The sequence below is a fragment of the Sorangium sp. So ce590 genome, assembly GCF_051521365.1.
In the GTDB taxonomy this organism is placed as follows: Bacteria; Myxococcota_A; Polyangia; order Polyangiales; family Polyangiaceae; genus Sorangium.
Genome location: NZ_CP150346.1, coordinates 11,078,148 through 11,089,862 on the forward strand (window position 1 = coordinate 11,078,148; position 11,715 = coordinate 11,089,862).

Annotated in this window: 5 protein-coding genes; 1 reads left to right on the forward strand and 4 read right to left on the reverse strand. The window is 75.3% G+C overall.

Going from position 1 to position 11,715, the window contains the following annotated elements:
- Nucleotides 1–20 precede the first annotated feature (20 nt).
- Nucleotides 21–1,844 carry a gamma-glutamyltransferase gene (ggt, locus tag WMF28_RS42055; RefSeq protein ID WP_437599378.1) on the reverse strand — a complete coding sequence of 608 codons (1,824 nt, stop codon included), beginning with the start codon at nt 1,842–1,844 and terminating at the stop codon, nt 21–23.
- A gap of 678 nt (nt 1,845–2,522) precedes the next feature.
- Between ggt and WMF28_RS42060 the strand changes: the two genes are divergently transcribed.
- Entirely contained in the window at nt 2,523–5,060 is a 2,538-nt protein-coding gene (locus WMF28_RS42060; RefSeq protein WP_437599379.1) for a serine/threonine-protein kinase, read from the forward strand.
- A gap of 155 nt (nt 5,061–5,215) precedes the next feature.
- Here WMF28_RS42060 and WMF28_RS42065 read toward each other — a convergent pair whose 3' ends face one another.
- The 3 genes from WMF28_RS42065 to WMF28_RS42075 all read right to left on the reverse strand — a co-directional run bounded on the left by WMF28_RS42065 (nt 5,216) and on the right by WMF28_RS42075 (nt 11,656).
- On the reverse strand, nt 5,216–5,989 hold the full coding sequence (locus WMF28_RS42065; protein WP_437599380.1) for a helix-hairpin-helix domain-containing protein: 774 nt from the start codon (nt 5,987–5,989) through the stop codon (nt 5,216–5,218).
- Between the two features lie 714 nt (nt 5,990–6,703).
- A complete protein-coding gene (locus WMF28_RS42070) occupies nt 6,704–10,789 on the reverse strand; it encodes a serine/threonine-protein kinase (RefSeq protein ID WP_437599381.1) in 4,086 nt (1,361 codons plus the stop codon).
- Between the two features lie 150 nt (nt 10,790–10,939).
- The gene (locus WMF28_RS42075; protein ID WP_437599382.1) at nt 10,940–11,656 is read right to left on the reverse strand and encodes a hypothetical protein; all 717 of its coding nucleotides are present in this window, start codon (nt 11,654–11,656) and stop codon (nt 10,940–10,942) included.
- Nucleotides 11,657–11,715: the final 59 nt, after the last annotated feature.

Sequence of the window (11,715 nt, forward strand, 5' to 3'; positions counted from 1 at the left end):
GGCGACTTCCTGCAGCCGTGCTACTTCCCGGCCGCCGCCTCGGAGCCCGGCCGCCGCGGCTCCCGCGCGCCCGCGAACGCGGCGCCCTCGCGGCCGATCGCCGGCGCGTCGGCGATGTGCCCGCGCTCGTCGAGGGTGTGGCCCATCGCGCCGAGCGCGCTCTTCAGCTCGTCGGGGAAGCCGCCCTTCTCGGCGAACAGCTTGTCGGGGTAGTCCTGGTGGTGGAAGCGCGGCGCGTTGACCGCCGTGGTCACGTCGAAGCCGAAATCGACCACGTTGGAGAGGATCTGGAAGACCGCGGTGAGGATCGTCGGGCCGCCCGCGGCGCCGAGCACGAGCTCCACGCGCCCGTCCTTCCCCGACACGATCGTGGGCGACATCGACGAGAGCATGCGCTTGCCGGGCGCGATGGAGTTGGCCTCCCCCTGCACGAGGCCGAACTGGTTCGCGGTGCCGGGCACGGCGGCGAAGTCGTCCATCTCGTTGTTCAGCACGAAGCCCGCGCCCGTCACCGTCACCCCCGCGCCGTACCAGCCGTTCAGCGTCGTCGTCAGCGCGACGGCGTTGCCCTGCGCGTCGACCACCGAGAAGTGCGTCGTGTGCGGGCCGCGGCCGCCCGAGTCCTTGGCGGCCGCGCCGCCGGTGAGCGCGTCGGTCGGCGTCGCGCGGTCCGGCGCGATCGTGGCGCGCTGCTTCTCCGCCCACGCGACCGAGAGCAGCTCCTCGACCGGGTTCTTCACGAAGTCGGGATCCCCGAGGATCTCGTTGCGCGCGATGAAGACGCGCCGCATCACCTCGGCGACAACGTGCACGTGCGACGGCGAGTGCCAGCCGAGCTTCGCGAGGTCGAGCCCATCGAGCTGGTGCGCGATCATCGCGAGGGCGAGGCCGCCCGACGAGGGGAGCGGCATCGAGACGACGCGGCGTCCGCGGTACTCGAACACGACCGGCTCGCGCCACTTCGCCTTGTAGCCCTTGAGGTCCGCGGCCGTGATGAGGCCCTTGCCGCGCCGCATCTCGGCGACGAGGAGCTCGGCGGTCTTGCCCTCGTAGAAGCCGGCGGGCCCCTTCTCGGCGATGCGCTCGAGCGTCGTCGCGAGCTCGGGCGACTTCCACGTCACGCCGACCTGGATGGGCGCGCCGCCCGGCAGGAACAGCGCGACCGAGGCCGGGAAGCGCGCGAGCTTGCTCGACGCCGCCTTGACCGTGGTCGCGAAGTTCTCGTCGACCGGGAAGCCCTCCCTCGCGAGCCGGATCGACGGCGCGATGAGCTCGGCCCAGGTCTTCTTCTTGGAGCCGAGCTTGTCGTACGCCTCCCAGAGCCCCGCCACGCTGCCGGGCACGCCGACCGCGAGGTGGCCGACGCGGGAGCTCTCCGTGGGCTTGCCGTCCTTGCCCCGGTACATGTCGTGGGTCGCCCTGGCCGGCGCGGTCTCGCGGAAATCGAGCGCGTGCTCCTTGTCCCCGAGGCGCGCGACCATGAACCCGCCGCCGCCGAGGTTGCCGGCCGTCGGGTGCACGACGGCGAGCGCGAACGCCGTCGCGACCGCCGCGTCGACCGCGTTGCCGCCCGAGGAGAGGACGTCCGCGCCCACCTTCGTGGCGAGCGCGGCGTCGCTGGAGACCATCGACGGGCCCCGCACCGGCGGCGCGCCCTCGGGGTAAGGCCACCCGGCCGGGAACCGCGACACCGGCGCGGCCGGCGCCGGCGCGGGCGCGGGCGCCGAGGCGGAGGCGCTCGGCGACGGGGGCGGCGGCGGCGCGGGCGGCGGCGGCGGGACGGCGGCCTCGCAGCCGGCGAGGAGGACGACGGCGAGCAGCCGATGCAAGGCGCGGAGCTTCATCGCGGCGGCTTATAACCCAGGCCCAGCGCCGCTCGAAGGATGGAGGCGCGGCCGCGCGGTGAATCGGATCCGGGTCCGAAGGCGGGAAGGCGGGAAGAAAAGACCAATGATTTTCACGTTTTCCAGCCTTCTCGCCTCCATGTGAGCGCTCTCCAGGCGAAAGCGACCCCGATCCGCAGCCGCGCGAGCGCGACCGGAGGCCGCTTCCGCCGGCGCGGCTTCCGGGGCGCGGCGCGATCCGGGCTCGCCCGTCGCCGTCGCGGATCGCGCGCCCGGGGAGCGTGCCGGGCGGTCGCGTGATCGCGGTCGCGCGCGACTTCTCCACCGCGCTCGCTCGCGCGCCGACGGATCAGGCGTCGTATCTTCAGCGCGCCGGCGCTTGGCGGGGCCGCGCGGCGCCGGCGCTTGGCGGGGCCGCGCGGCGCCGGGGGGCGCGCAGCCCTCGGGCGCTTGGCGGGGCCGCGCGGCGCCCCGTGCTCCGTAATCCGTCACAGCTGTTCGGGTTTCTGCTGATCGGCCGTACCGCTCTCCGGCGAGCCGGAGAGCAACGCACCGTACAGGGCGCGTGGAGCAGGGCGCCTTACCGAGGCGCCCGGAGACGCCTCTCGGCGCCGCGAAGTGTTCCGTGTTGGTCGTTGGCTTGGGGGCTTCGCCGCGCTTGGGTATGATCGGCCCCGGATGTTTCCGACGGAGCCCGCTCCCGAGACGATTGGGGCCTACAAGATCCTCCGGCGCCTGGCCGGTTCTGGGCCCACCAGCGTCTATCTCGGGCGGCTGGACGGCCCGCTGGGGTTTCGCCGCGTCTGCGTGCTGAAGCTCGTCCCGAATACGGCCGAGGGCGATCCGCGGTTCGCCGACGAGCTTGCCCGCGAGGCGTCGATCTGCGCCTCGATGAACCACCCGGCCATCGTGCGGATGTTCGACTTCTTCGAGCACGCCGGCCGGCTCGTGCTCGTGCTCGAGCACGTCGAGGGCGTAAACCTCAATCGGCTGCTCCAGCACCTCGCGGCGCGGCAGCAGAAGCTCGCCGACGCGGCGGTCTACTACCTGGTCCACTGCATCGCCGCCGCGCTCTCGCACGCGCACGGCGCGACCGACGAGCACGGCAGCCCCACGCCGGTCATTCATCGCAACCTCCACCCGGAGAACATCGTGATCGGGTGGGACGGGCAGGTGCGCCTGACCGGCTTCGGCATCGGCAAGATCCTCGGGCGCACGCCGGACACGATCGCGGGCGTGGTGAAGGGGGCGCCGGGCTACATGGCCCCCGAGCAGGTGCGCGCCGAGCGCGTCACGGTCAAGGCGGATATCTACGGCGTGGGGCTCCTGCTCTGGTCGCTGCTCTCGGGGCGGCGGCCGTCGGCGGACGGCACAAGGCCGCCCGGCATCGCGTCGATCCGCCCCGAGATCCCGCGCCCGATCGTGGCGCTGCTCGACACGGCCCTGGCGCCGTCGCCGGACGATCGGAAGATCACCTCTCAGGAGATCGAGCAGGCGCTCGCGAAGGTCGCCCGTCCGGAGAAGGGGAAGGCCGAGCTCGTGACGCGCGTGCAGTCCGCGCACGCGACGATCGAGATCGAGGACGCGGATCCCGAGGAGGACCGGCGGCCGACGATCCCGGTCAAGGGCAAGGGCGGGCAGACCGCGAGGCCCGCGGCCGACGCGGCGAGGCGGCTCGCGAAGGATCTCTTCGCGAAGGATCAGGCCGCGAGGGACGGCGCGGCCGCGAGGCTGCGGCCCGGCGGCGCGCAGGCGAAGACCGCGCCTCCCTCGGCGGCGGCGTCCGAGGCGCTGGCGGGGTCTGCGCGGCAGGACGGCAGGGCGACGACCCGCGCGTCGGGGCCCGATCCGATCACGATCCCGGTGCCGGCGAACCATGCGCCGCCTACCCCGGTCGTGCTGAGGGGCGAGGGGATGAAGGGCGTCGAGGGGCGGAAGCCCGCGCTGCCCGATCGCGAGACGTTCGGCCGGCTGTACGAGGCGTCGAGGCGCGCGGCGGAGCGCGACGCGGCGGCGGCCGAGGAGGTGCCGCCGGGAGGGGGGCCGGCGACGCTGCCCGAGGTCGAGCCGCTGTTCGAGGAGGACGACGCGACGATCCCGGGCACCGGCGCCGTGTCGGTCCGCTTCGAGCCGTCGATCTCCGCGATCCCGGAGGCGATCCGCTTCGGCCCGCCGCCGGCGCTTCCGGCGGATCTCACGCCGCCGTTCTTCGCGCCGCCGCCGCCGAAGCCGCCGTCCGGCTCGCCGGTGACGCCGTCCGGGGTGACGGTGCCCATGGGCACGACGGGCCTGACGCCGTCCGGGGTGACGGTGCCCATGGACGGCTCCTCGGGCCTGACGCCGCCCGGCGGGGTGCCGTACCCGAGCGCGGCGGTCCTGAACGGCCCCTCGGCGGAGTCGTCGCCGGCGGGCGCGCCGATGCGGCGCCAGCGCTCGCCCACGCTGGCGTGGCAGGCGCCGCGCTCGCTGTCGCCGGTCGGGACGATCGCGGTCTCGGCGATCACGGCGACGGTGGTGGCGGCGCTCTGGATCTACGTCGCGCGGCGGGAGCGGCCCGCGCCGGCCGCCGCTGCGTCGGCGGAGCAGGCGACGCAGATCGTCGAGCCCGTCGCCACCACGGCGGCGCCGGCGCCGAGCGCGCCGCCCTCCGTGAAGCGGCCCCCGAGCCCGAAGGCGCCTTCCGCGAAGGAGCTGGCGGCGAAGGAGGCCGCGGCGGCCAAGGAACTGACGGCGAAGGAGGCCGCGGCGGCGAAGGAGCTGGCGGCGAAGGAGGCCGCGGCGGCGAAGGAGCTGGCGGCGAAGGAGGCCGCGGCGGCGAAGGAGCTGGCGGCGAAGGAGGCCGCGGCGGCCAAGGAGGCCGCAGCGAAGGAGGCCGCGGCGGCGAAGGAAGCCGCGGCGGCGAAGGAGGCCGCGGCGGCGAAAGAGGCCGCGGCGAAGGCAGGGGTCAACCCCGCCACGCTGCCCAAGGGGCAGGGCGTGCTCAAGGTGGGTTTCCCCGAGCCGGGGAGCGTCTACGTGACGGGCAAGTTCGCGGGGGATGTCAACGTGCCGCTGACGGTGCGCTGCGGCCGCTTCTTCGTGCGCGTCGGCCGTCCCGGGAAGACGAAGTTCCCCGAGTGGTCCAGCGCAGGTGTGACGGCGCAGGTGCCCTGCCAGGGGGCCACGACCATCGATATCAAGCCAACCGCCCCACCGAAGGCGCGAAAGAAGCGGTAGCTCGGTGCCGGGGAGCGGTGCTCGGACGGCGCGGCTCCTCCTGGCAGCCCGCGCTGCGTCGCGGCTCGCCTGATCCCGCTCCCTCTCCGCGGCCGCGAGCCGCGCCTTCTGCTGGCGCTGCTCCGCCGCGAGCCGCTCTCACCGGGGCGTCGCGCTCATGCGGCCTCGGCCAGCGTCGACGGCACCTCCGGGAGCTCCCAGCCGCGCCTCCGGATCTCCTCGTTGATCCAGCGGATATGGCGCCGCTCGTCCTGCCAGTTCGCCTCCACCATCCGCCGGACCTCGTCCGGCAGATCGCTCGTGAGCGCGGAGGCATAGGCGTCGTTCGTGAGCTCCTCGTTGGCGCGCATGGCGACGAGCGCCGTCCGCTCCTCGCGCGCCGACAGCTCGGTATAGCGGCGAATGCACTGGCCACGATCGTCGGGCTCGTCGGTCGGCGCGGCGCCGAGCTCGTCCAGGAGCTCGCGCTCGTGCCGCTCGTGATCTGCCCGGAACCCTTCGAGCTGCTTCTTGATCTCCGGCGTCTTGCACACGTCGATCGCGAGGCGGTACGCCTCGGCGGCCGCCCTGTCGAGCAGGATCAACCCCATGATCTGCTCCAGGCCCGATGGATCGCCGAGCTCGCCGCCTCCCGAGGAGCGTGGCCTCTTCGCGGAGCCTGCCGCCGCCTCGGCCGCTTCTCCGGCGGCGGCCTCCGCCGAGGGCTCGGCCGCGCCGCCCAGCGAGCTGCCGCGCTGGAGCTTGTCGAGCAGCGCGTCGTCGATGCCCGGCACGTGGTGCAGGTCCTCCCAGCTCCGGATGGGACCGCGCTCGGTCCGGTGCTCGATGATGAGTCGAGCCCGCTCGCCGTCGATGCCCTCGATCATCAAGAGCTCTTTTTTCGTTGCCGTGTTCAGGTCGATGCGCGGTGTGCGCGATGCCTTGGTCATGGTCGAGCCTCCCCCGGCTGTTTGTAGCGCCGACGGAAGCCCGCCGAAAGCTGGCGTGACTGCCAATCCAGCGCTGCGCTCGATCGAGCGTCGCGCTTCAGCGCTGCACGCCTCGGCCGACCAGGCGAGGCGGCTATCGGCGAGCCGTTGCCACAGCTCCTCGACGCGCTCGAACCATCCTGATGCGATGGATGTGGAGACGTGAACGGCGACAAGCCTGGCGGCTCGCCGCTGGACTGATGTCCGGAGAAGCGCATCGTCGGAGCGGCTGTCGAGGGAGCCCATCGGTTCATCGAGGTGGAACCTCGAAAAATCGATACCGTTTTGGGCCGATGAATACGCACACCTCTCCGTTCGAGTAGTGGTACCAGCCGCCACGGACCAGAGACACGCTTCGGCACCGTCCGAGATCTCCAGGTCCGACGCTGGGTTTGAACGGGTGAGGCATCCTTGCGGCGCATGAATCCTGAGCGGATCGAGCGCGTCTGCCGATTCGCCGGCTGGCGCCGTTGACGGATTTTTCGTTCTGGCGTGCAATCAAGTGTCGATCAAGTGTCGATCAAGTATCGATTCATCGCGTCGTGCGTGGAGAGTCTCGATGGGTGCTGCGTGATGTTGCCGGTGCGAGCGCACATTCCGACCAGCATCGATGGGGGCTGCGCCGCTCGGTCCCCGCCACGATGCCGGCTGACTCCCGGCCAGGGCGCCGCGCTCTCAGGCTCCTCGCGCGCCCGCATCCCACGCCCTCCGCAGCGCCGCCGTCCGCGCGTGCTCCGGCACCCGCTCCACGAAGCTCGCTCGCCACGCCGGATCCGCGATCTTCCCCGCTCGCTCCCCGAGCCGCGCCTCCGCCTCCGCCAGCGCCGACCGCGCCCCCTCCCGGTCGCCGGCCGCCCAGAGCGCCTCGGCGTGGACCACCCGCACCAGCGCCTCGCCCTCTTCCAGCTGGCCGATCTCGCTCAGGATCTCCGCCGCCCGGCGCGCTTCCGCGAGCGCCTCGCCGCGCCTCCCGGCCGCGAGCAGGACGTCGGCGAGCGTCGCGAGCGCGTACGGCAAGAGCGGCCTCGCGAGCTCCAGCATCCCGACCGCGCGGCGCGCCTCCTCCTCGGCGCCCGCAAGGTCGCCGGCCGCATGCAGGGCGCCCGCCAGGTACGCGCGCGACGCACCCTCCATCCGCGGCTCCCGCATCGCCGCGAACGACCGCACCGCCTCGGCCTGCACCGCGCGCGCCTCGGCGAGCTCGCCGAGCCGCGCCAGCGCCACGCCGAGGTTCTGCCGCGCCGAGGCCGCGATGTTGCGCAACCCCATCCGCTCGGCGTCCGCGAGCGACACCCGCAACAGCGCCGCCGCCTCGCCGTACGCGCCGAGCTCGTTGCACGCGAAGCCCGCGTTCGCGCGCTGCCCGCACGCGCCCCGCAGATCCCCGCACCGGTCGAAGCACGCGATCGCCTCCTCCAGCCGCGCCCGATGCCGGTTGAGATCCCCCTCCACGAACAGCGCCGCCGCCGCGCCGCTCCACGCGATCGTGCCGGCGATCGGAGGGTCCGCCGCGAACCGATCCGCGACCCGCTCCACCCGCGCCATCAGCGAGCCGGCGTCGGCGTACCGGCCCGCGAGGAACAGCAGCGCCGCCGCCCACGCCACCGCGGCGACCTGCGCCGGCTCGGGCGCATCGTCCGACCAGCGCGCGACAAGCGCCGCGAGCGCCGACGTGAGCCGCTCCGGCCGGTTCAGCTTGAGCGTGGCCGTCATCGCCACCTTCAGCCCCGCGTACCAGCCCGGGCTCCCCTCGCGCAGCAGCGCCTGCGCCTCGGCCGCCCAGAGCGCCGCGTCCTCGAGCTCGCCGCGGAACCGGTGCGCCTCGGCCCGCGCGAGCGACACCGCCCCGAGCGGCTCGCCGGCCGCGCCGCAGCGGATCGCGCGGTCCGCCGACCGGATCACCCCGCCGAGATCGTTGCCCGAGAGCGCCTGCTCCGCCGCCCGCACGTAGCACGCCGCCGCCCGGCCGAGCTCCCCGCCGCGCTCGAAGTGCTCGGCCAGCACCGAGGCGTCGTGCTCGCCCGCGGCCTCGAGCCAGCCGCCCGCGAGCCGGTGGCCGAGCGCGCGATCCTCGTCGGTGAGCATGTCGTAGGCGGCCTCGCGCACGAGCGCGTGGCGAAAGGCGTACTCGGCCTCGCCCTTCAGGGCCGACTCGGGGCGGCGCGCGATCCACTCGCGCGCCGCGAGGCCCGAGAGCCACGCGTCGAGCGCGGGGGCGCGATCCTCCCCGCCGAGCAGCGTCTGGACCGCGCCCCGCCAGAACACCTGGCCGAGCACCGACGCCGCGCGCAGCACCCGCCGCTCCTCGGGCGCGAGCCCCTCGAGCCGCGACTGCACCATCGCGAGCACCGTGTCGGGCAGGTGATCGCCGCGCCCCTCGGCCACGGCGCGCACGAGCTCCTCCAGGAAGAACGCGTTCCCCGCGGCGCGCGCCACCACGCGCGCCACCGTGGCCTCGTCCGCCGCCGCGCCGAGCGCGCCGCGCACGAGCCGCTCGCACGCCTTCGGCGGCAGCGCGCCGAGGCGCATCGTCGTGGCCTCGGCGTCGGCCCAGAGCCGCGGGGAGAGCTCGTCGACCTCGGGCCTGGCGAAGCCCACCACGAGCAGCGGCCGGTCCGCGAGCAGCCGGAGCGCCGCGCCGACGTGATCCAGCGACGGCTGGTCGCCCCAGTGCAGGTCCTCGAGCAGCAGCAGCACCGGCTGCGCCCGGCACTCGGCGTCGAGGAAGTCGACGAAGGCGCGGCGCAGCTGGTCGCCCATCAGCACCGGATCGCGCCGCGCGGCGCGGAGCTGCACGCTCTCGTCGTCCGGGAACGGCGTCCCCACCATCGCCCCGAGGAACTCGGCCACGCGGCCGCGCTCCGCCTCGGCCACGTGGCGCGCCACGCGGTCCTTGAGCTTCTGCCGCCGCGCCTCGAGCGGCTCGCCGTCCTGGATCCGCGCGCTCTTCCGGAGGACCTGCCCGAGCAGCCCGAACGGCGCGCCCGCCCGCATCGGCTCGCCGCGGCCGAGCCAGATCTCGACCGGCGCGCCGCGATGCTCCGCGCGCCCCACGCGATCCTCGAGCTCCTTGCGCAGCCGCGACTTCCCGATGCCCGCGCCCGCGGTCACGAGGACGGCGCGGGCGGCCGGCTGGTCGACGCACTCGTCGAAGAGGTCCTCGAGGGCGCGCAGCTCGCGGTCCCGCCCCACGCAGGGCGTCCGCTTGCCGAGCAGGGTGCGCGCCGCCTCGGGCGCCTCCCGCTCGGCCCGGAGCAGCCCCCCGGCCGCCGCGCCCTCGACAACGAAGCGGCCCTCGAGCAGCCCCGCCGTCAGCGCATCGACGCGGATCGCCGGGGCCGCCTCGCCCGCCGCGCGGGCCCGCCGCGCGTCGTCGACGAGCCCGGCGGCGCGGTCGATCGCCTCGCCCGCGGACGACCGGCCGCGCACCCGGCCGCGCCCCGTCGCGAGCGCGATCGGCGCGCCCGGCAGGAGCGCCCTCATCGCGAGCGCGCAGCGGGCCGCCTGGCCGGCGTGGTCCATCGCGGCCCCGCCGGTGCTGGGGAGCCGCTGGCCCTCCTGCGCGCCCGGGCCTGCGCTCCGGGGCGCGCCCAGGAAGGTCACCATCCACGTCCGGTCGGCGAGGCGCTCGACCTCCCCGCCGTGCGCCGCGACCAGGGCGCGCAGCGCGGGCTCCTTGCCGTCCGGCGCCGCGACCCTCGGCACCTCGGCGACGAGCGTCCACGTCGACGGGTCCACCGCGGGTCGGCGGAGCTCTGGAGCCTCCTGGATCTTGGCGACCGCGCGCTGCGCCGCCGCCCCGTCAGGCGCCGCCGCCCCGGCGGCCTCCTCGCCGTCCTCGGCGCCCGCGAGCAGCACCGACAGGAACCGCTGCTCGCCCGCGGTCAGCGCCGGCTGCGCGCGGCTCTCGGGCGCCCGGAGCGCGCTCTGCTCCGGGCTGAGCGGGCTCATCGCCGCGAGCTCGGCCAGGAGCGCCGCGCCGTCCGCGGGGCGCCTCGCGGGCTCCCGGCTCAGCATGCGCTCGACGAGGACGTCGAGCGCGTCGGGCACGTCGGGCCGCTCGTCGCGCACCCGCGGGGGCGACGCGAGCAGCAGCTTCGCCAGCACCGCCATCGGGTTGTCCCCCGCGTAGGCCGGTTGGCCCGCGAGGCACTCGAAGAGCACGCACCCGAGGGAGAACACGTCGGCGCGCGCGTCGAGGTCGGCGCTCCCGCGCGCCTGCTCCGGGGCCATGTAGCCGAGCGTGCCCACGGTGGCGTTCGTGCGCGTGACGACCGCCGCGGCGGCCTGCGGCCGGGCGATGCCGAAGTCGATGAGCCTCGCCAGCTCGACGCGCCCCTCGCAGAGAAAGATGTTGCTCGGCTTGATGTCGCGGTGCACGACCCCGAGCGCGTGCATCGCGGCGAGCGCGCCGGCCATGCGCCGGACCAGCGCGAGGCTCTCGGCGAGCCCGAGCTCGGCGCGGGCGAGGCGGGCGGCGAGGTCCTCGCCCTCGAGCCACTCCATCACGAGGTACGGGCGCGAGCCCCCGGTGATCCCGTGCGCGATGTACCGGACGACCGCCGGGTCCTTGAGCTGGTCGAGGATCCTCGCCTCGCGGGCGAAGCGCGCGAGGTCGGCCTCCTGGCCGTGGTGGAGGATCTTCACCGCCACCGGCGCGCCGGTCCCGAGGTCGACGGCGCGGTAGATGGCGCCCATACCGCCGGCGCCCGTCTGGCGCTCGATCTCGAAGCGATCGGCGATCCGTTCCCCCGGCGTCATCGCCCGCGCGTACCATGCCGCCTGGACCGCGCGAAGCGCCGCGGCGCCCCGCCCCCGCGGGCCATCCCGGCGCAGCGCGCGAGGCCGCGCCCTCCGGACCGACGCCCGGTCGGCAGCGACGCCGCGGGCGCTCGCCCGTGGGCGCCCGCGTCAGTGCGCGGCGGTGCGCTCGTGCCGCCGCGCGACGGCCGCGATGGCGACGGCGATCAGCGCGGCGAGCAGGAACCCCCCGCCGAAGGCGAGGCCGATGACCCAGGGCTGGATCGCCCTCCCCAGGCCGTCCGCGAACCCCGTGGCGGCGGCGCGGCTCGCGCGCTCGATCGCGGCGCTCGAGCAGCCCGGGTCGTCGGCGGGGCAGCCTGCGAGCTGCTCCACGAGCTGCGCCGTCCCCTCACGCGCCACCGCCCTCGCCGCCGCGCCCGAGCCCTGCTCGACGAGGGTGACGAGCGCCCGGTCGTGCTGGAGGGCGCCCTGGACCACGGCGCTGCTCACCGCCTCGCTCGTCTGCGCGATCACCGGCTCCAGGCTCTCTGCCTGCCGCCCGATCTCCGCCGCGCCTGCCCGGACCGCGTCGTGGACGATGGCCCCGACGAGCGGCCGCTCGCGTTCCCGCGCGCCCTCGGCCCGCTCCTCGCCCGATCCTCCGGCGGGCGCGGCCCGGTCCTGCGCGCTGCGGTCGAGCGCCTCGAGCGTGCCGCGGGTCGCCTCCTTCGCGGCCTCACGGACGCACCCCGGGGCGAGCAGGAGGGAGGCGAGCAGCGCGGCCGCGGCCGCCCGGCCGGAGCGCGCCGCCTCGCCCGTGCGCGGCGCCGCGGGCGCCTCCGGTCCGGGAGAGAGCGAGCATTGCACAGCCGCGGTGGCCTTCATCAACCGTGCCCGCCGCGCGCCCGCGCGAGCTCGAGCTGCTCGACGTCTACGGAGCTGTC

Coding starts and splice junctions, on each gene's coding strand:
- ggt (WP_437599378.1), bottom strand. CDS start 1,844: ATGAAGCTCCGCGCCTTGCATCGGCTGCTCGCCGTCGTCCTCCTCGCC.
- WMF28_RS42060 (WP_437599379.1), top strand. CDS start 2,523: ATGTTTCCGACGGAGCCCGCTCCCGAGACGATTGGGGCCTACAAGATC.
- WMF28_RS42065 (WP_437599380.1), bottom strand. CDS start 5,989: ATGACCAAGGCATCGCGCACACCGCGCATCGACCTGAACACGGCAACG.
- WMF28_RS42070 (WP_437599381.1), bottom strand. CDS start 10,789: ATGACGCCGGGGGAACGGATCGCCGATCGCTTCGAGATCGAGCGCCAG.
- WMF28_RS42075 (WP_437599382.1), bottom strand. CDS start 11,656: ATGAAGGCCACCGCGGCTGTGCAATGCTCGCTCTCTCCCGGACCGGAG.